Origin of the sequence: Rhizobium sp. L1K21 (assembly GCF_024055895.1) — a bacterium.
Classification (GTDB): Bacteria; Pseudomonadota; Alphaproteobacteria; order Rhizobiales; family Rhizobiaceae; genus Ensifer_A.
Window position 1 is genome coordinate 207,592 of sequence record NZ_JAMXLE010000004.1, and the last position, 20,568, is coordinate 228,159.

Annotated in this window: 16 protein-coding genes; 8 read left to right on the top strand and 8 right to left on the bottom strand. The window is 57.6% G+C overall.

The features are described 5' to 3' along the window. The first annotated feature begins 179 nt into the window (after positions 1-179). Positions 180-3,638 (top strand): pyruvate carboxylase, encoded by a 3,459-nt coding sequence (gene pyc / locus NHF56_RS18020; protein WP_252807137.1) that lies wholly within the window; start codon positions 180-182, stop codon positions 3,636-3,638. Between the two features lie 110 nt (positions 3,639-3,748). Here the strand turns inward: pyc and NHF56_RS18025 are convergent, their stop codons facing one another. From NHF56_RS18025 to NHF56_RS18035, 3 genes are read right to left on the bottom strand one after another with little or no spacing between them, the layout of a single operon-like run. Further along, positions 3,749-4,069, bottom strand: a complete 321-nt coding sequence (locus NHF56_RS18025; RefSeq protein WP_252807139.1) for a Dabb family protein — start codon at positions 4,067-4,069, stop codon at positions 3,749-3,751. 27 nt (positions 4,070-4,096) lie between these two features. Beyond that, positions 4,097-5,155 (bottom strand): histidinol-phosphate transaminase, encoded by a 1,059-nt coding sequence (gene hisC, locus NHF56_RS18030; RefSeq protein ID WP_252807141.1) that lies wholly within the window; start codon positions 5,153-5,155, stop codon positions 4,097-4,099. Between the two features lie 2 nt (positions 5,156-5,157). After that, positions 5,158-6,072, bottom strand: a complete 915-nt coding sequence (locus tag NHF56_RS18035) for a polyprenyl synthetase family protein (RefSeq protein WP_252807144.1) — start codon at positions 6,070-6,072, stop codon at positions 5,158-5,160. A gap of 125 nt (positions 6,073-6,197) precedes the next feature. Between NHF56_RS18035 and NHF56_RS18040 the strand changes: the two genes are divergently transcribed. The 4 genes from NHF56_RS18040 to NHF56_RS18055 all read left to right on the top strand — a co-directional run bounded on the left by NHF56_RS18040 (position 6,198) and on the right by NHF56_RS18055 (position 8,492). After that, entirely contained in the window at positions 6,198-6,917 is a 720-nt protein-coding gene (locus NHF56_RS18040; RefSeq protein ID WP_373456335.1) for a biosynthetic peptidoglycan transglycosylase, read from the top strand. Between the two features lie 77 nt (positions 6,918-6,994). Next, a complete protein-coding gene (locus NHF56_RS18045; protein WP_252807146.1) occupies positions 6,995-7,642 on the top strand; it encodes a glutathione S-transferase family protein in 648 nt (215 codons plus the stop codon). A gap of 156 nt (positions 7,643-7,798) precedes the next feature. Then, on the top strand, positions 7,799-7,984 hold the full coding sequence (gene rpmF, locus NHF56_RS18050; RefSeq protein WP_252807149.1) for a 50S ribosomal protein L32: 186 nt from the start codon (positions 7,799-7,801) through the stop codon (positions 7,982-7,984). Between the two features lie 106 nt (positions 7,985-8,090). Further along, positions 8,091-8,492, top strand: a complete 402-nt coding sequence (locus tag NHF56_RS18055; RefSeq protein ID WP_252807151.1) for a hypothetical protein — start codon at positions 8,091-8,093, stop codon at positions 8,490-8,492. A 64-nt stretch (positions 8,493-8,556) separates the two neighbouring features. On the opposite strand, the gene phaR is transcribed toward NHF56_RS18055, so the two are convergent. After that, on the bottom strand, positions 8,557-9,132 hold the full coding sequence (gene phaR / locus NHF56_RS18060; protein ID WP_252807153.1) for a polyhydroxyalkanoate synthesis repressor PhaR: 576 nt from the start codon (positions 9,130-9,132) through the stop codon (positions 8,557-8,559). 354 nt (positions 9,133-9,486) lie between these two features. On the opposite strand from phaR, the gene NHF56_RS18065 reads away from it, so the two are divergent. After that, positions 9,487-10,671: an acetyl-CoA C-acyltransferase gene (locus NHF56_RS18065; RefSeq protein WP_252807155.1), complete on the top strand. Its 1,185-nt coding sequence runs from the start codon at positions 9,487-9,489 to the stop codon at positions 10,669-10,671. Between the two features lie 82 nt (positions 10,672-10,753). Continuing rightward, positions 10,754-11,479: a beta-ketoacyl-ACP reductase gene (locus NHF56_RS18070; protein ID WP_252807157.1), complete on the top strand. Its 726-nt coding sequence runs from the start codon at positions 10,754-10,756 to the stop codon at positions 11,477-11,479. Between the two features lie 1,795 nt (positions 11,480-13,274). Here the strand turns inward: NHF56_RS18070 and NHF56_RS18075 are convergent. Next, the gene (locus NHF56_RS18075) at positions 13,275-14,561 is read right to left on the bottom strand and encodes an MFS transporter (RefSeq protein WP_252807159.1); all 1,287 of its coding nucleotides are present in this window, start codon (positions 14,559-14,561) and stop codon (positions 13,275-13,277) included. Positions 14,562-14,711: 150 nt separating this feature from the next. On the opposite strand from NHF56_RS18075, the gene NHF56_RS18080 reads away from it, so the two are divergent. Continuing rightward, positions 14,712-15,413, top strand: coding sequence for a dimethylsulfonioproprionate lyase family protein (locus NHF56_RS18080; RefSeq protein ID WP_252807160.1), 702 nt, complete (start codon positions 14,712-14,714; stop codon positions 15,411-15,413). A gap of 29 nt (positions 15,414-15,442) precedes the next feature. Here the strand turns inward: NHF56_RS18080 and NHF56_RS18085 are convergent, their stop codons facing one another. From NHF56_RS18085 to NHF56_RS18095, 3 genes are all read right to left on the bottom strand, one after another. Beyond that, positions 15,443-16,108 carry an FAD-binding oxidoreductase gene (locus NHF56_RS18085; protein ID WP_252807162.1) on the bottom strand — a complete coding sequence of 222 codons (666 nt, stop codon included), beginning with the start codon at positions 16,106-16,108 and terminating at the stop codon, positions 15,443-15,445. A 71-nt stretch (positions 16,109-16,179) separates the two neighbouring features. Beyond that, complete coding sequence (locus tag NHF56_RS18090; RefSeq protein WP_252807164.1) at positions 16,180-18,987, bottom strand: EAL domain-containing protein; 2,808 nt, start codon at positions 18,985-18,987, stop codon at positions 16,180-16,182. Between the two features lie 248 nt (positions 18,988-19,235). Beyond that, the gene (locus NHF56_RS18095; RefSeq protein ID WP_252807166.1) at positions 19,236-20,396 is read right to left on the bottom strand and encodes a M20 aminoacylase family protein; all 1,161 of its coding nucleotides are present in this window, start codon (positions 20,394-20,396) and stop codon (positions 19,236-19,238) included. Positions 20,397-20,568 lie beyond the last annotated feature (172 nt).

A 20,568-nucleotide genomic window follows, 5' to 3' on the forward strand; every position in this document is an offset into this window, starting at 1 on the left:
CATGCAAGCCGGCATGGCAGCGCGCTTGCATGCGATGATGTGGGGCTTTGGTTTGTCACTCTCGGCAAGGGCCTGCGTGCGCCAAGAATTCTGTCCCTATTCTTGAACTTATGCAGGAGGCAGTCTAAAACTTCTTCGCATTGCAGCATCGTCTGTTGCAAAAATATGGAGAGCCCGCCTTGCCCATCAGCAAAATTCTCGTTGCAAACCGTTCCGAAATTGCTATCCGCGTTTTCCGTGCCGCAAATGAACTTGGTATCAAGACTGTAGCGATCTGGGCGGAAGAGGATAAACTCGCGCTCCATCGCTTCAAGGCGGATGAATCCTATCAGGTCGGGCGCGGCCCGCATCTTGATCGTGATCTGGGGCCGATCGAAAGCTATCTTTCGATTGACGAGGTGCTGCGCGTTGCCAAACTTTCAGGTGCCGACGCCATCCATCCGGGCTATGGCCTGCTTTCGGAAAGCCCGGAATTTGCCGAGGCCTGCGAAAAGGCCGGCATCATTTTCATCGGTCCGAAGCCGGAAACCATGCGCTCGCTCGGCAACAAGGTGGCCGCCCGCAATCTGGCGATTTCCATCGGGGTCCCGGTCGTTCCGGCCACCGACCCGCTGCCGGATGACATGAACGAAGTGCGCCGCATGGCCGATGAGATCGGCTATCCTGTCATGCTCAAGGCCTCCTGGGGCGGCGGCGGGCGCGGCATGCGCGCCATCCGCAAGGCAGAAGACCTTGAGCGCGAGGTTACAGAGGCCAAGCGCGAGGCGCGGGCTGCCTTCGGCAAGGACGAGGTTTATCTGGAAAAGCTCGTTGAGCGGGCACGTCACGTGGAAAGCCAGATTTTGGGCGACACGCACGGCAATGCCGTTCACCTTTTCGAGCGCGACTGTTCCATCCAGCGCCGCAACCAGAAGGTCGTCGAGCGCGCACCGGCACCCTATTTGTCGGAAGATCAGCGGCAGGAACTGGCCGCATACTCGCTGAAAATTGCTGAAGCAACCAGCTATATCGGTGCAGGCACCGTCGAATATCTGATGGATGCCGATACCGGCAAGTTCTACTTCATCGAGGTCAATCCGCGTATTCAGGTGGAGCATACGGTCACCGAAGAGGTCACCGGCATCGATATCGTGAAAGCGCAGATCCATATTCTTGATGGTTTTGCCATTGGCACGCCGGAATCCGGCGTTCCTCCGCAGGAAGAAATCCGCCTGAACGGCAACGCCCTGCAATGCCGTATCACCACGGAAGATCCCGAGCAGAACTTCATTCCCGATTATGGCCGCATCACCGCCTATCGCGGCGCCACCGGTTTCGGTATCCGTCTGGATGGCGGCACGGCTTATTCAGGTGCTGTGATCACGCGCTTTTATGATCCGCTGCTTGAGAAGGTCACGGCCTGGGCACCGACTGCGCAGGAGGCGATCGACCGCATGGACCGTGCGCTGCGCGAATTCCGCATCCGCGGCGTGGCGACCAACCTGACCTTTCTTGAAGCCATCATCAGCCACCCGAAATTCCGCGACAACACCTATACGACCCGGTTTATCGACAATACGCCAGAACTCTTCGAGCAGGTGAAACGCCAGGACCGCGCCACCAAGCTTCTGACCTATCTTGCCGATGTTACCGTGAACGGCCATCCCGAAGCCAAGGGCCGCACCAGGCCCCCGGAAGATGCGGCGGCACCCGTTCTTCCCTATATCAATGGTGATATTCCCGATGGCACCAAGCAGAAGCTCGACGAACTCGGACCAGTGAAATTTGCCGAATGGATGCGCAATGAAAAGCGCATTCTTCTGACAGATACGACCATGCGTGACGGCCACCAGTCGCTGTTGGCCACCCGCATGCGCACTTATGACATTGCCCGCATTGCCGGCGCTTATGCTCGCGCCCTGCCGAACCTGTTTTCGCTGGAATGCTGGGGTGGCGCGACATTTGACGTGTCCATGCGCTTCCTCACCGAGGATCCGTGGGAGCGTCTGGCGCTGGTCCGCGAAGGCGCGCCGAACCTGCTTCTGCAGATGCTGCTGCGCGGTGCGAACGGCGTTGGCTACAAGAATTATCCCGACAATGTGGTGAAACATTTCGTCCGCCAGGCTGCCAGCGGCGGTATTGACCTCTTCCGCGTATTCGACTGCCTGAACTGGGTGGAAAACATGCGGGTGTCGATGGATGCGGTGGCCGAAGAAGACAAGCTCTGTGAAGCGGCCATCTGCTATACCGGCGATATCCTGAACAGCGCCCGGCCGAAATACGACCTGAAATATTATGTCGACCTGGCTCAGGAGCTGGAGCGTGCAGGCGCCCATATCATTGCGGTCAAGGATATGGCGGGTCTTTTGAAACCAGCTGCTGCCAAGATCCTGTTCAAGGCGCTGCGTGAAGCCACCAGCCTGCCGATCCACTTCCACACGCATGACACGTCCGGTATTGCGGCTGCCACCGTTCTGGCGGCTGTCGAAGCCGGTGTGGACGCTGTTGATGCGGCCATGGATGCGCTTTCGGGCAATACCTCGCAGCCGTGCCTCGGTTCCATCGTCGAAGCGCTGACCGGAAGCGACCGTGATCCGGGCCTCAACCCGGAATGGATCCGCCGCATCTCCTTCTATTGGGAAGCGGTGCGCAACCAGTATGCCGCCTTCGAAAGCGACCTCAAGGGTCCGGCGTCCGAGGTTTACTTGCATGAAATGCCGGGTGGCCAGTTCACCAACCTGAAGGAACAGGCGCGTTCTCTGGGGCTGGAAACCCGCTGGCACCAGGTTGCTCAGGCCTATGCAGACGCCAACCGCATGTTCGGCGATATTGTGAAGGTGACACCATCCTCCAAGGTTGTCGGCGATATGGCGCTGATGATGGTGAGCCAGGATATGACGGTGGCCGATGTCGAGAACCCGGCAAAGGATCTGTCCTTCCCCGATTCAGTGGTGTCCATGCTCAAGGGCGATCTTGGTCAGCCCCCCGGCGGCTGGCCTGAAGGTCTGCAGAAAAAGGCGCTGAAGGGCGAAAAGCCCTATACGGTTCGCCCAGGCTCGCTGCTCGAAGATGCCGATCTCGATGCCGAGCGCAAGGATATCGAAACCAAGCTTGAGCGCGAAGTCTCGGAATACGAGTTTGCCTCCTACCTCATGTATCCGAAGGTCTTCACCGACTATGCACTGGCTGCTGAAATGTACGGCCCGGTTTCCACGCTGCCGACCCCTGCCTATTTCTACGGCCTGCCGGTGGGCGATGAGCTTTTCGTCGAGATCGAGCGCGGCAAGACGCTGGTCGTTCTCAATCAGGCCATTGGCGCAACGGATGAAAAGGGCATGGTCACCGTGTTCTTCGAGCTGAACGGCCAGCCGCGGCGCGTCAAGGTGCCGGATCGCAACCGAACAGGCGGATCGGCTGTGCGACGCAAGGTTGAAGCCGGCAATGCCGCTCAGGTGGGTGCTCCCATGCCGGGCGTCATCTCCACCGTGGCGGTTGCCGCCGGTCAGGAGGTCAAGGCCGGCGACGTTCTGGTTTCCATCGAAGCCATGAAAATGGAAACGGCCCTGCATGCCGAACGCGATGGCAAGATCGCGGAGGTTCTCGTCAAGACCGGCGACCAGATCGACGCCAAGGATCTGCTGGTCGTCTTCGAAACGTGAAACAGAGACAAAAGAAAACGGGCCGAAATGGCCCGTTTTTCACATCCCGTGGCAGGTCAGCCTGGGGTTATCGCCTATAAACGCGTTCTGCGCGTTTGCCACTGCATGGTTCAGCTCATCAGATCCCCAACGGCCCAATTTGAAATCGTTCGAAATCGCTCAGCGACTGCCTGGTGAATTTCGCTCTTTACAAAGCGCCTCAGGCTTTCATGGTCGGCGAAAATGCCAATCTCGACCAGATGCCAGTTCTTACGCAGATCGAGATTTTCGTTCACACGCCAGTACAACAATCCATCGTCACCAGCTGCGTATGTGTGACCGGCCGAACGAAGCATTTCCACGGCGCTCTGGCGGGCGCATTCGTCCACATCATCGTAAAACGAAAACAAAACCGTGTGGATGACTGCGCCATCTGGAATATCAATCATCATATCGGTCCCAATGAACGGTTGGTTGCGTCAGGTCAAAATCTCTTTCAGTGCGGCAACCAGCTTTTCGCATTCGCCCTGCGTGCCAATGGTCATGCGCAGATAGTCGGCAATGCGGGGCTTGTTGAAATGGCGCACCAGAACCGCGCGTTCGCGCAAGCCCGCATAAAGTTCGCCACCACCTACCGTCTCATGCTTGGCAAAAACGAAATTGGCCTTTGAAGGCAGAACGTCAAAGCCGAGTGCTTCCAGTGCATCCGTCAGCCAGTCGCGCGTTGTGATCACTTTTGCGCGGCATTCCTCAAACCAGGCCTCATCTTCAATGGAGGCTTTGGCGGCCACCTGCACAAGGCGGTCGAGCGGATAGGAGTTGAAGCTGTCTTTTACGCGCTCCAGTGCATCGATCAGTGGCCGTTGACCGATGGCAAACCCCACACGCATGCCTGCCAGCGAGCGGGACTTTGAAAAGGTCTGCACGACAAGCAGATTATCGTAATCCTTGACCAGCGTAACGGCACTTTCGGCACCAAAATCAACGTAAGCTTCGTCGATCACCACCGGAATATCGCGATGGGCGTTGAGCAGTTCGCGGATTTCATCGAGGGTCAGTGCGCGTCCCGTCGGCGCGTTCGGGTTGGGCAAAATGATTGCGCCGCAATCGCGGTCATAGTCAGCGGGGCGGATGGCAAAGTCTGCATCCAGCGGCACCGTTTCGGCGGCAATATCATATAGCTGGCAATAGACCGGGTAGAAGCTGTAGCTGATATCGGGATAAAGGAGCGGTTTTTCATGCTTCAACAGGGCGGCAAACGTGTGCGCCAGAACCTCGTCCGACCCGTTGCCGACAAAGACCTCATCGGCTGTCACACCATAACGTGCGGCAATGGCCTCGCGCAGCTCCAGCGCAACCGGGTCGGGGTAAAGTCGCAAGCGCTCGTCGGCTGCCGTCTTGATGGCTTCCAGCGCCTTTGGCGAGGGGCCGTAAGGGTTTTCGTTTGTGTTCAGCTTGGTGAGATTGGCAATGCGCGGTTGTTCGCCCGCGACATAGGGGTGTAGGTCAGCAACGATGTCAGACCAGAATTTGCTCATGACTATTTGTCTCTGTTGGCTACGAAACGGGCGGCTTCTTTGAGGATGGCGGCCCGTTCGCCGAATGGCTCCAAAAGGGATTCAGCCTCGCTCACGAGTTCTCCGAGCCGTTTACGCGTCCAGGCTTCGCCGTGCAGCGCGGGCAGAGTTCCCTTGCCGCGCCCGGCATCCTTGCCGGCCGCCTTGCCGAGTGTGGCTGTATCAGCCGTCAGGTCGAGGAGATCGTCGGCAAGCTGGAAGGCAAGGCCGATTTTCTCGCCATATTGGCGAAGGCGTGTACGGTCGTCCGTCCCGGCACCCGCAATGACTGCGCCCGCCTCACAGGCAAAGCGCAGCAGTGCCCCGGTTTTCATAGCCTGCAATGTGATAATACCCGCTTCATCGGGCGTCTTCGTTTCAGCAGCAATATCCAGCACCTGCCCGCCCACCATGCCGCCAATGCCCGCGGCGCGGGCCAGCAGCAGCACGAGATCGGCCCGTCGGTCCGCCGGGAGGTCGGTTTGCGGGTCGGCAATCAGGTCAAATGCCAGCGTCAGGAGCGCGTCACCTGCAAGGATTGCCGTTGCATCGTCATAGGCCACATGCACCGTTGGCCGACCGCGCCGCAGATCATCATCGTCCATCGCAGGCAGATCATCGTGAACCAGCGAATAACAATGCAGACATTCCAGCGCCGCGGCGACACGCATGGCCGCATTGCCATCAAAGCCGAAGAGGGCCGCACTTTCGAGAACCAGAAAGGGCCGGAAGCGCTTTCCCCCATTCAATACACCGTGGCGCATGGCCGAAAGCAGGTGAGCGGGGCGCGCCGTCTCGCCTTCCAGCGGCGTCTCAGTCAATATGGCATTGAGCATGGCTTCCACGGCGCTGGCGCGCGCGGCAAGCCTGTCTGCAAAGGTTTGGCTCAAAAGGTTCATATCTGCTCTTTGGCACTTCAAACGGGCGCTTGCAACGGGGTCGTTTCATCAAAGCAACGGCGATACTGGCCATCTGCGGTTCAAGCGGCTAAGAAAGCGTCAGACGAAGGGCAAAGATCAAGGGATTGCGCGTGGAAGAGGAGACAGGCAGACGAGAAAAGACAGCGTCGTGGGCGTCCTGGCTGCGGCTGGCGATCAAATGGCTGATCTTCCTGCTGATCCTGCCCTATGCTCTCGTTGTTCTCTACGCCATTCCGTTCATCCACCCCGTCTCCACGCTCATGATCCTCGATCTTGCGACCTTTCAGGGCTATGAGCGCCGCTGGGTCGGTTTTGACGATATCGCGCCCGTTCTGGTGCAGTCGGTGATGATGTCGGAAGACGGGCAGTTCTGCAGCCATTACGGCGTCGATGTCGGCGAGCTGAAAACCGTCGTGGAGGATGCGCTCAATGGTGACGCCACGCGCGGCGCCAGCACCATCCCCATGCAGACGGTGAAAAACCTCTATCTCTTCAATATCCGTTCGGTCGTGCGCAAGGCGCTGGAACTGCCGCTCGCCGTCACCGCCGATTTCATCTGGTCCAAGCGCCGGATGATGGAGATCTATCTCAATATCGCCGAATGGGGCGATGGCATCTATGGCATTGAAGCCGCCGCACAACACTATTTCAATGTGCCGGCTTCGAAACTCTCGGCCAGTCAGGCGGCCTATCTCGCCGTGTCCTTGCCCAATCCCTATGAGCGGATTGCCAATAAGCCGTCAGGGCGCATGCAGTCGCTGGCGGCACGTGTGAAGCGTCTTGCGCGGCAATCCGGCAGTTACATCAAATGTCTTTATGAATAAGATCACACCTATTCATTTGATAGATCGATAGCGGCTTCCTATGGTCTCTCTCCACAAGCATGGAAGGCATTTTCGCGATGGCACCGCTCAAACTCTATATCGGCAACAAGAACTATTCCTCCTGGTCGTTTCGCCCCTGGCTCGCCATGACGGCGGCGGGCATCCCCTTTGAGGAAGCGTTGATCCGTTTCGACTTTCCAGCCGGCAATCCCGATATCAAGGCGGTCTCGGAAAGCGGCAAGGTGCCGCTTCTGCAAAACGGCAAAGTGAAGGTCTGGGAGTCGCTTGCCATCATCGAATATGTCGCCGAGCTTTATCCCGATCACAGCATCTGGCCGGGCGGCATGGAAAAGCGTGCCTTGGCGCGGGCGGTCTCTGCGGAAATGGCCTCCAGCTTTTCGGCGCTGCGCAGCCATTGCCCGATGAACTTCCGCCAGCAGCCCATTGAGCTGAAAGTCGATGATGCGACAAAGGCCGATATTGCCCGTATCAACCACATTTGGACATCGCAGATCGCTGCCCATGGCGGGCCGTTCCTGTTCGGCGATTTTTCAGCGGCAGACGCCATGTATGCGCCGGTCGTCAACCGGTTTGACATCTACGGTCTTACGCCGTCGCCCGAGGCGGAAATCTATATGGAAAACATGAAATCGCATTTTGCCTGGAAAGCGTGGGAGACGGAGGCTTTGAAGGAGCCTTGGGTTGTTCCCGAAGACGAAATCTGATAGCTGACGCGGGAATTGCAAAAAATTGCGGGCGGGGACTGGTCAAAACCGGTCTCGCAAGGTATAAGCCCGCCAAATTTCGAACAAACCGGCAAGTTGACACCGGCCTATCATTCGGCCAGCAACGTTTTATTGCCTGGCAAGGAGTTAAGTAAAATGGCTGTACCGAAAAGAAAAACGACCCCTTCCAAGCGCGGTATGCGTCGTTCCGCAGATGCGCTCAAGGCCTCTACCTATGTTGAGGACAAGAACTCCGGCGAACTGCGCCGTCCGCACCATATCGACCTGAAGACCGGCATGTACCGTGGCCGTCAGGTTCTGACCCCGAAGGAAAGCGCATAATTCGGCGCTGCCATCAGGCGGAAATCTTTAAAAAGGCTGGTCTTGGACCAGCCTTTTTGTTTTCTATAGAGCTGACTGCAAACCGCACCCGTCTTGAGAGGACACCATGATCGCAATCGTGCCGCTGATGCTTCTGCCCCTTCTGGCCTATAATCTGATCATGCTCGGCGTGTTCGGCGGCATGGCCACCTTTTCGGCCAATTTGCTGTCGCTGAACATGATGTCCGGGGCCGACTGGACCATGAGCGGCGGCGATCTCCTGATCGTTGCCAGCCTTGTCATCCTCTTTGTGGAGATCATGAAGGCAACCCGCACCAGCACCTTTTCCGTTGTCGATCATCTGTTGTCGATGCTGGTCTTTGTGGCCTTCCTGATCGAATTCCTGATGGTGAAGAATGCGGCAACCCAGGTGTTCTTCATCCTCATGACCATCGCCTTTATCGATGTGATTGCAGGCTTTGCCGTTTCCATCCGTTCCGCCTCACGCGACGTTTCCATCGGCCTTTGATGCCGCGAAAAAGCCCGCCTCGAAACGAAGCGGGCTTGAAGAATTCTATCGTTGTTGCCGCCGCTCAGAGGCTGTCGAGCTTCACCTGAAGCGAGCGCAGTTGCTCTTTCAGCTCTTCGATGTCGCTGGATTCCGTTTTCTTCTTTTCCTCGGCGGCAGCCGGGGTGGAAAAGGGCGAAAACATTTTCATGGCATTCTGGAAAAGCTCGGTGTTTCGGCGCACCTGTTCCTCCACCATCTGCATGGGCAGCTGGAAATTCTTGCCCAGCGGGGTCTCGCCAAAGGCTTTCGTCATCTGCTCCTGCATCTGCGATTGCTGCTCGGCGAAAGCTTTCATTGAATGCTCCAGATAACTCGGCACCACCATCTGCATTTGGTCGCCATAATAGGAAATCAACTGGCGCAGGAAGGAGATCGGCAGAAGCGTGTTGCCGGTCTTGGATTCCTGCTCGAAGATGATTTGCGTGAGCACCGAATGTGTAATGTCATCGCCGCTCTTGGCATCCTGCACCACAAAATCCTCGCCGCGCTTGACCATCTCCGCCAGGTCGTCAAGCGTCACGTAAGTGCTGGTGCCGGTATTATACAGGCGCCGGTTGGCGTATTTCTTGATAACAATCTGACCGTCGTTTTTTGCCATATTTGCTTCCTCACCCAAGCTGCGCCGCCACACGGCTTTTAGCGAGCTTAAACGCAAAATGGCTGAAATGCCAAACGATTTGTGCGCTGCGGCGAACCTTGCGCATTTTTGGGCCATGCGCAACGATTTTATGTAAGTGTCGATTAACTCAGAGGATTCAATTTGCTGCAGCGCATGCTTTTTCAAAGAGGTGCAGCAATTAGCAATTGCTAAAGTGTGGACGTTTGTTTTTGGAACATCACCAGAAAGTGGACTTCCATGTCAGCGCGAAAAGTGCAATCGTAACAGGATAAAACAAGGCAAAGCGTTCCCGTTTGAGGGACGCAAACCGGATTTTCGCAAGGAGGAATTTCAGTGAGCAGCCCTTCAATCGTTATCGCAAGTGCGGCACGCACCGCAGTCGGTTCGTTCAATGGTGCGTTTGCCAACACGCCCGCCCATGATCTGGGAACCGCAACCATCAAGGCCGTGCTGGAGCGCGCCGGTGTGGATGCGGCAGAGGTCAACGAGGTCATCATGGGTCAGGTTCTGTCTGCGGGCCAGGGCCAGAACCCGGCACGCCAAGCCGCCATCAATGCCGGCATTCCGAAGGAAGCGACGGCCTGGGGGCTCAATCAGCTCTGTGGTTCGGGCCTGCGCGCCGTGGCGCTCGGCATGCAGCAGATTGCAACGGGCGATGCCTCCATCATCGTTGCCGGTGGCATGGAGTCCATGTCCATGGCGCCGCATTGCGCGCATCTGCGCTCCGGCGTCAAGATGGGCGATTTGAAGATGATCGACACCATGATCCGTGATGGCCTCACCGACGCCTTTTACGGCTACCATATGGGCAACACGGCGGAGAATGTTGCCAAGCAGTGGCAGCTTTCGCGCGATGATCAGGACGCCTTCGCCGTTTCCTCGCAAAACAAGGCTGAAGCTGCCCAGAAGGCCGGCAAGTTCAAGGACGAGATCGTTCCCTTCACCATCAGCACCCGCAAGGGCGACATCGTGGTGGATCAGGATGAATATATCCGCGCCGGTGCGACGCTGGATGCGATGGCCAAGCTTCGCCCCGCCTTCGACAAGGAGGGCACGGTAACGGCGGGCAATGCTTCCGGCATCAACGATGGTGCTGCCGCAACCCTTTTGATGACCGAAGAGGAAGCGGCCAAGCGCGGTATCAAGCCCATGGTGCGCATTGCGTCCTGGGCAACTGCCGGTGTCGACCCGCAGATCATGGGCACAGGCCCGATCCCGGCCTCCCGCAAGGCGCTGGAAAAAGCCGGCTGGTCAATCAACGATCTGGATCTGGTGGAAGCCAACGAGGCTTTTGCGGCGCAGGCCTGCGCCGTCAACAAGGACCTCGGCTGGGATCCGTCCATCGTCAATGTCAACGGCGGGGCCATCGCCATTGGTCACCCGATCGGGGCATCGGGCGCACGCGTACTCAATACGCTGCTGTTCGAAATGATGCGCACGGGCAAGAAAAAGGGCCTCGCAACCCTTTGCATCGGCGGTGGCATGGGCGTCGCCATGTGCGTTGAGAGCATGCAATAAGAACCTCAGAGACATGGAAATGCGGCTCCGCAGAAGAGCCGCACTCCAAGGGAACACTTCTTAAAAAGACTGGGAGGATAAGATGAGCAGAGTAGCACTCGTCACGGGCGGATCGCGCGGCATTGGTGCAGCGATTTCCATCGCACTGAAGAACGCCGGCTATAAGGTTGCTGCAAACTATGCAGGCAATGATGAAGCGGCCGCCAAATTCACCGATGAAACCGGCATTCCGACTTATAAGTGGGATGTCTCGAGCTATGAGTCCTGCGTGGAAGGCATCGCGAAAGTGGAAGCCGATCTTGGTCCGGTGGAGGTGCTGGTCAACAATGCCGGTATCACCCGTGATGGCATGTTCCACAAGATGACGCCGGATCAGTGGAATGCGGTCATCAACACCAATCTGACAGGTCTTTTCAACATGACCCATCCGGTCTGGTCCGGCATGCGGGATCGCTCCTTTGGTCGTGTCATTAATATCTCCTCCATCAACGGCCAGAAGGGCCAGGCCGGTCAGGCAAACTATTCCGCCGCCAAGGCCGGTGACCTTGGTTTCACCAAGGCGCTCGCCCAGGAAGGCGCGATGAAGGGCATCACAGTCAATGCCATCTGCCCTGGTTATATCGGCACGGAAATGGTGCGCGCGATTCCGGAAAAGGTGCTGAATGAACGTATCATTCCGCAAATCCCGGTCGGCCGCCTCGGCGAACCGGAGGAAATCGCCCGTTGCGTTGTCTTCCTCGCCTCCGACGACGCCGGTTTCATCACCGGCTCGACCCTGTCAGCCAACGGCGGCCAATTCTTCGTCTGATCGCTGACGCCGCCGCAAGCGCGACCTGGCTTTCTCCTCTCGGGGAGAAATGTCATGCGCAGCGTGACAATGAGGGGTTTCCACTGCACGGTCCCGAGGACCCCTCATCCGAACATTTTTGGTTTGCGCTTGCCAAAGGCAAACCTTTCCGCTTGTTCGATCGGAGACATCCGGCACGACCGCGCCAGGCTCCCACCTCTCCCCCTGTGGGAGAGGATAGTAAGTCCGCGTGAAGCAATCGCTGAACGCTGGACGCACTTGGTGAGGGGTAAAGTATACATCGAAGGATTACCCCTCACCAAGCGCGCCGACCAATCGCTGCGCTCTTGGGGCTTGCTATCCTCTCCCACAAGGGGAGAGGATAGGGGGGCGGCACCAACTCTCCTCCGTCATCCCGGACTTGATCAGGGATCCAGCAGCGCGAAGTCCTTCGCGCGGGAAACTCTTTTCCACGCCAACGAACAGGGTCCTTTCACCGCGCAGACGCGCGGTGGCTGGATGCCAGTATCCAAGTCTGGCATGACGGCGGTCAAAGCGTAAGCTCCGTCCAGCCTCATGCCTCATGGTGGGAGCGTAGCGACCCTCGAAGGGTCAGGCTGGCCCCGATCATCCAACAACCCGCCCCCGCCCTTCGAGACGGCCTTCGGCCTCCTCAGGGTGAGGGCTCACCATTGAGGCTGCCGCAAGCACGACCCGGCTTTCTCCCCCTGGGGAGAAATGTCATGCGCAGCGTGACAATGAGGGGTTCCCACTGAACGGGCCTGAGAACGCCTCATCCGACCCTTCGGGCCACCTTCTCCCCAAGGGGAGAAGACAAGGGGCAGCGCGCTCGGCACCCCGAAAACGGGGATAAAAAAACCACCGTCATGGTCGGCCTTGAGCCGACCATCCACACACAAGCCATTGATTACGCAGGAATCCTCGGGTCAACGCCGAGGATGACGGATAAAAATTTTAGGCCATTTCATCCCCGCCCTCTCCACGCATGCTCATAATACCCCCATCCCGCACGGATACACCACAGGGCGCTGTGGCGAGCGGGGTCGGTTCCGGGTTCGGGGGCAGACGCAGGCCTCGGATATGGGCTCTTGCCGAAGAGGCCATTGGACATTCAAACGGGAATGTTCGCACCGGGGTTTTGCAAGAAGCGGTGACCCGGCGGAGACAAGGGTAAGGCAGCCCCCTCCGACGTGCAGGCTTGGCCTGCATAAGCTAAGACACGGTTTGTGCCTTTATCTGGATACCTCTACGGAGGAGAAGGAGAACCGGGCGTTGATCACCAAGTTTGCAATTCAAAAACGACTGAAGGCGGGGCGCTTTGTGCGCATCATAAACTAACAACAATGTGGCGCACAAAACGCCCCATCCGCCTTCCCTGTCAGGAGGGCACCCATCCGGGACGCCTTTTACGGCAACGCCGAGAAAGATCAGCGAGTCCCGGCAGAGAATGATGCGAAACCCGGAAGCGATCTGCTTGCCGGGATTAAGGTGCAGGAGGAAGGAAGAACGTTGTTTGACACCGCGCCAACCACACACACCGTCATCCTCGGCCTTGAGCCGAGGATCCAAACACAAGCTTGCGGACAGTGGTGGGTCAAGCCGGAGCATGACGAGGGAGACGAGCGATGGCCAAAAGGGACGGATGAGGGGCAGCGCGGAACGAAGCGTTCGGAAGGGATCAGATAGTTAAAAGCGTATGCAAGCCAAAAGGCCTCGAAAAAACATGCATGTGCTGAAAAATCCGAGAATGCCCCTCGCCCTGACCTTCTCTCGGCGGCCAAGGAGAGGGAAGCCATCACGCCGGGGTTGGCGTCTCTTCCTCGTCACTTTCTTCACTGCGTTCGGATTCGGCATTTTCCACCGCCCAGGCGCTGGCCGCTTCCACGGCGACCGGCGTGGCGGTCGGGATGACGCCGATATAGCTTTCGGTTTCGCTGGCGGGGATCGCGGCGCGCTGGGTCATGCGGTAGAGCGCGTAAAGGGCAATGGCCGCGAAGGTGACGGTCAAGACCAGCCAGAAGGTGAAGGGACCTGCCTGCTGCATCGTCCAGCCGGTGATCAGCGGTCCGAGAATAGCGCCGAGACCGAAGGTGAAAACCAGCCCGCCAGAGGCTGCCGGCATGTCTTCGGGCGAAAGATAGTCGTTCGTATAGGCCAGCAGGAGCGCGTAGAGCGGCGTGGTCATGCCGCCGGAGATAAAGGCTGCAATCATCATCGGCCAGAAATTTTCGCCGGTAAACCAGCCGAAGATGCAGGCAGCCGTTGCAATCGCCGAAAGGCCGAAAATCACCTGGCGGCGATCCATGCGGTCGGAGAGCCAGCCGATCGGATATTGCAGGAAAAGCGCGCCGGCAAAGAGCATGGCGACGAAAAGCGCAATGCCAGCCGTGGTCATGCCGATCATCGCGCCGAAAACCGGTCCCATCCCCGATTGCGTCGCGTATACGGTGCCGAGAAGAAAGACGCCGACCGTGCCGAGCGGCGATCCGGTAAAGAGTTCGCGCAGCGGCATAGGGCGGGTGAGTTCCGTCTTCGGTGCGGGGCTGACTGTCAAGAGGATCGGCGCAAAGGAAACCGATACGAGGATCGAAGCACCGATGAAGAGCACGGATGTCTGCGTGTCGCCGAGCGTCAAAAGCCCCTGCGCGCCAATGAGACCAAGCGTCTGGGCAATCATATAGGCGGAGAGAACCTTGCCGCGTGTCTCGTTCGTCGCTGCATCGTTCAGCCAGCTTTCGGCGGTCACATAAATGCCCGACATGCAAAAGCCGATCAGCAGGCGCAGCACCATCCAGGCCCAGGGGTCGGGCAGCACGGGAAGCGCAATCACGCCCGCAGACATGAAACTGCCGAGCGCCGCAAACACCCGCACATGGCCAACACGGCGCAAGAGAACGGGCGTGTAGCGTGCGCCGGAAAGGAAGCCAATGAAATAGCCGGAGGTGACGATGGAAAGGGCTGTTGCGGAGAAGCCTTCCAGGTTGCCGCGCAGGCCGATCAGCGTGGACTGCATGCCATTGCCCAGCATGATGAGCACGATACCGAGCAGCAGCGCCCAAATGCCGGAAAAGACCTGAAACATGCATCACTCTCCAATCAAAGAGCGCCGAACCTACGATTGCTGCCCGTCATGGTCAATGATGCGGTGGCCGGATTATGCGCTTGACAGCGTTTGCCTTTGCCGCATCCTTTGATCCGGTTTTGGCAGTGAAGGGATGGGGGCCGAAGGGGAATGGCGGAGCATCATGACGAGGCTGATATGGTGCCGCTGCGGCTGACTGATCGTCCCGATTGGCGTTATCTTCTGCATGAGTTCGAGCTTCTCTACCGCCACGGATCGGCGGGCGGCTCAAAAGCCATCCGCACCCATCGCAAACGCGTTCGCGATACGCTGTCCGCCGTCATCGACGCCAATCCGGAGATTGTTTTTTCAGAGCCCGAACAAAAGCCGGTGACGGCGCATCTTGGCCGGGCTTTTGATCTTGCCGCCCGCAATGGGCTTTACGGTATCAGCCGCGCACTCGAACGCCTGAGCCCGCAATTGACCTGGCAGTACGGCTATAAATCCGTGCCAAAAGCTTTGGCGCGCAAATATGCCTTTTGTGATATTTTAGGCCCCGGCGGTCCGGTCAAATCCGAGCGCTTGACGCTGGGTTTTGTGCTTTTTGCACCGAACACCGTCTATCCCCAGCACAGCCACCAGGACATTGAGGAAAGCTATATTTCCGTTTCAGGTGCCTGGTCGGAAAATGAACAGGCGGTCTATGCGCCGGGCTCGCTCATTCTCAACAGGCCGGGTGAAGAGCATCGCATCACCACCGGCGAGTTTGATCCCTGCCTGCTTGCCTATGCCTGGATCGGCCCCGGCGAGCGGCTTGCCGAACCGGGTATGAAATTCTCGAAAGTGCGCAAGCGCGTGGAGCGGGGCATCTGAACGGCGCGTTGGCCCATCCTCAGGCTGGCCTATTCTTCGAAGACCACCTCTTCGGCATTGGCACCGAGTGACTTCAGCGCCTGCTTCACCGACTTGACCATTTCCGGCGGGCCGCAGACATAGAATTTCTGGTTGAAGTCGCTGACATGCTGCTTGAGGAAGTCTTCGTCGATGATGCCGTGGAGGTAGCCCGGACGGTCTTCTTCGCTGAGCACATGGTGAACAGCAAGCCCACTCATGCCATCGATCTCATCCTTGCAGAATATATCGGTCACGGTCTTGTTGGCAAAGAACAGGCGGTTGCCTGCCAGTTCACCGCTTTCGCGCAGGTCGCGCAGGATTGAAAGAAACGGCGTCATACCGGCCCCGCCTGCAATGAACACGCCCTTGCCCTTGAACTGAATTGTACCCCAGGGATCATCGATGATGAGGCGATCGCCCGGGCTCAGGTTCATCAGCTGCTTTGTGACCCCGTCATGATCGGGATAGCTCTTGATCGTGAACTGCAGTTTGTCCCAGTCGGGGAGGGACGTGAAGGTGAAAGGCCGCGTTTCCTCGCGCCAGTCATCCTTGTCGATGGCGACGTCTGTTGCCTGTCCGGGTTTGAAGGAAAAATTCTCAGGCTTCTCGAGATCGTATTGAAAAACCGTGCCGCCCACTGGCGTAATGGAATTGATTGTCAGCCTATGTGCCATGTCGCAACCTCCGTCGATACCCGTTCAAGAGGGTAATGAGACAGGCGTGACAAAGTTCCAGATGTGCTGTTTCAAACGGCTGTCGGCACGGACAAAGGAGCGGGTGTCTCCGCTGCCGTTTGCGCTTTCAGGCGCGCCAGCAGGTCGGTGGCGGGGGCGGGTTTATGCCAGAGGTAGCCCTGCCCGGTCTCACAGCCGAGCGTTTCAAGCTTGCGGGCAATTTCTTCGTTTTCGACGCCTTCAGCAACAGTCTTGAGTTTCAGGCCCTGCGCCATGCCGAGAACGCTGCGCACCAGAACCGCCTGCTTTTCATCGGTATTCATGTCGCGCACAAAGGACTGGTCAACCTTGAGGCCGCCAATCGGCAGATTGCGCAGATAGCTCAGCGCCGAATAGCCCGTGCCGAAGTCGTCAATGGAGATGAGAATGCCAAGCCCGGCTATGGCAGCAAGCGTCTCACGAATGGATTCGTTGTCCGCCAGAAGAAGGCTTTCGGTGATCTCCAGCTCCAGCCATTCAGCCTTGCAACCGGTCTCCTCCAGGCATTGTCCAAGAACCCCCAGGAAACCGCCGAAGACGATCTGGCGTGGCGAAAGGTTGACGGCAACCGTGAACGGGCGCGTGGAAATGCGATTGCAGGCAACGGCAAATTCACAGGCCTTACGCAGAATGCGTTTGCCGATTTCAATGATCTGGCCGGTGTCTTCTGCAACGGGGATAAACTGGTCTGGCGCAATGAAGCCGAGTTCGGGGTGATACCAGCGGCACAGTGCCTCCGCCCCGGTGATCCGTCTGGATGAAAGCGCGATCTTGGCCTGGAAGAAAGCCTCAAACTGGTCGTTCAACAATCCTTCACGGATCAGGCCTTCCAGTTTGAAATGGGTTTCGGCACGCTTGCTCATCAAGGGCGAGTAGCAACATGCGCGGTTTCTGCCCTCAGACTTGGCCTGATAGAGAGCAATGTCGGAAAAGCGGAACAGTGTTTCCTCGCAGGCGCTGTCCTCGGGTCCGATCGCAACACCGATACTGGTGGACACGCTAACGATGTTGCCACCAATCCGCATCGGTTTGTTGATCGCGGCTATAATATCCTGAGCAACCTCGTGCACGTCCGCGCGGTTTTTGACATGCGGAAGAATGATTACGAACTCGTCGCCGCCTAGACGTCCCAACCACCCTTTCGTGGCGATGACCTTCTTCAGCCGCGATGCAAATTCAATCAGCAACTCGTCACCGACAATGTGGCCCAGGGTGTCGTTGATCGATTTGAAGCGGTCGATGTCAAGTGTCAGCAGGGCCATTTGGCCGTAATTGGCGATGGCGTCGTTCAGGAACGTTCTCAGTGTCTCCTGCAACCTCACCCGGTTCGCCAGGCCGGTGAGCGCGTCTGTATAGGCAATCCGTTCCAGTTCACGTTCCTTGGCCTGCAACATTCGCTCGGCGGCTTTCTCGCCGGTGATGTCGCGGCCTATGCCCAGGGCGGAGTGAACCGATCCGTCGCTGCTGAATTCCGGAAAGTAGCGCAGTTCGTGGGTAAACACCTCGCCGGATTTGCCGGGAAATTCCAGTTCGCGCACCACGGGCTTGCGGGTCCTGATGGCTTCTAGCGCGGTCTCCATCGGCACCGCCATGGTGATATGGGCTTGCGGGTTGGCCGCCATTGTTTGGAGATAGATGTCGAGCGGATAGCCGATCGTCTTTTCGATGGTCTCCCGCATCGCTGCGTTCAGGTAGATGGCACCATCCTTGGCCGAATGACGCACGATGCAATCGGGAAGATTGTCGAGCAATTGTCGGTATTCGGCTTCGCGCTGGCGAATTTCCGCTTCCAGGCGCTTGCTTTCGCTCACGTCTCGTGCGGTTCCGAGAATTCCCGTCACTTCGCCGAGGTTGTTTCGAATGGCGATTTTCTGGACGAAATAATGTGAGGCTTTGGCGGGGTCGTTGTCCTCTGCAGGAAGTTCGATCTCAAAGCTTACGGGCTCATTTGTCTCCAGAGCCCTTCGGTCGGTCTCCAGGTGATCTTTCAAGTTGATGGGATTGGCCGTTTCGTAAGCTGTCTTGCCCAACATTGCGCCCTTTGGCACGCGGTTGAAAGCGTCAAATACATCATTGCAAAGCGTGTATCGGCCATCCATGTCCTTGATCCAGAAAAGATCGGGCAAGGTTCGAATGGCTGCGTGGAGCTGATCCTGTGAATGTTCCGCGGCGGCCTTCAACTTGACGAGATCGTCTGCCGCGTGTCCATAGGCGATCACCCGGCAGCGACCGGTTGCCTCATCTGGACACGAGAAAAGTTTGAAAATCTGCACGCTGGCAACGCCATCGGCATTTTCAATCGCGATCTCAACAAATGTTTCATTGCCGCTCAGAGCAACGTTTTGAATGGCCTGGTCCAGGAATTTGGCTTGTTGGCCCTTGAAGATTTCACCAGCGCACCGGCCCTTAACCTGCCGTTGCCCAAGACCCAGAAACGCTTCCAGATTTGGATTGACAAGCACAAACCTTGCGCTGCTGTCAAAAATCGCGATTTTATTCGGCGAAGCGGCGAACACGTTTTGATATGCGCTCTGCGTGCCTGTCGTGGAAATCGCGCCATGCCAGACAATGTCACCGTTTTCGGCGGTTGTCGGCTGGAGAAAAGCCGTGAGCGACTGAGGGTGCGCTGCATGACCGTGAGCGAGGTCGAAATGAAACTCGACGGGTTCGCATAGGCGGGCGGACGCCATCAACTTACGGTAAAAGCCGACTCTTTGAATGGACGGCAGTTGCTGCACAAGATCGGCGATATCTGCCGCAAACAGGCCATCGCCGGGCGTAGAACGATCCTGACCGATGATCGTGTAGTAATCGGAAACGGGTCGCGAACACCCCTTCAAGCGCAGCCCGAAGAGGACGAGAAGTTTTTCGCCAGGGATGTCGGCTCGACGATCTTGCAGTGTCTCTCTCCGCCTTTATTCTGGCGGTATTTTTAATGAGCAAAGTTTAAATATATATTTACGCTCGCTAACTTAGAGAACTGCGCCCAAATTCTGGTTCATTTCTAAAAAATAAAAGGCGGCCTCCAAGTATTATGGAGGCCGTTTCTCAGCTTATACATCAATTCAGGGCAAAGGGCCGGATCGGTTCATCCGGCAAGGCGGTCTTCCGCCAGTTTGACCCAATAGGAAATGCCGTGGGGAATGATCTCGTCGTTGAAGTCGTATTCGGGGTGGTGGAGACCTGCGGTGTCGCCATTGCCGATGAAGATAAAGGCGCCGGGGCGCGCTTCCAGCATGTAGGAGAAGTCTTCACCGCCCATGACCGGGGCTACCTCCGCATTCACGTTGGTTGAACCGGCAACCTCGCCTGCGGCAGCGGCGGCATATTGCGTTTCTTCGGCATGATTGAAGGTGACCGGGTAATTGCGGTCGTAATAGACATCGGCAACGGCTCCTTGCGCCTTGGCGACGCCTTCGGCAATTTCCGTCAGCCGCTTTTGCGCCAGATCGCGCATTTCAGGCATCAATGTTCTGACCGTGCCTGCAATGACGGCTTCTGTGGGGATGATGTTGTGGGCAAAGCCGGCGTTGAATTTGGTGACCGAAACCACGACGGATTGCAGCGGGTCGGCATTGCGCGAGGCAATGGTCTGCAGCGAATTGACGATCTGCGAACCGGCGACAATCGGGTCGATGGTCAGATGCGGCATGGCGGCGTGGCCGCCGTGACCCTTGATGGTGATCTTGAACTCGTCGGTGGCCGCCATGATGGGGCCCTGGCGGATGGCGAACTGGCCCACGGGAATGCCCGGCATATTGTGCATGCCGTAAACTTCCTGGATACCAAAGCGCTCCATCATGCCGTCCTTGACCATTTCGTTGCCGCCGCCGCCGCCTTCTTCGGCAGGCTGGAAGATCACCGCCACCGAGCCGGAAAAATTGCGCGTTTCGGCCAGATATTTTGCCGCGCCAAGCAGCATGGCCGTATGACCATCGTGGCCGCAGGCATGCATCATGCCGGGGACAGTGGAGGCCCATGGTTTGCCGGTCTGCTCGGTGATGGGTAGCGCGTCCATATCGGCGCGCATGCCGATGGTGCGGCCCGGACCCTTGCCCTTGATGAGGCCAACAACGCCGGTTTTGCCTATGCCCGTTACAATCTCGTCAACGCCGAAGCTCTTGAGCTTTTCGGCGACAAAAGCGGCGGTCTTCTCAACAGCGAAAAGCAATTCCGGCTGGGTGTGGATGTGGCGTCTCCACTCGGCAATTTCTTCTTGCAGTTCTGCGGCACGGTTTAGTACGGGCATGTCTCATCCTTCAAAATGTTGACCCATTGCTCCACATCAAAATGAAGTTCGCCTTGAATGAAGTCCAAAGCGGGCCTTTGCCAAGTGGCTCTGATTTGGTTAAAACCATCAGGAGATTTCGAGCAAATCAGGGATCTGGCGCGTCTGTAGATAGGCAAGATATGGCATGCGC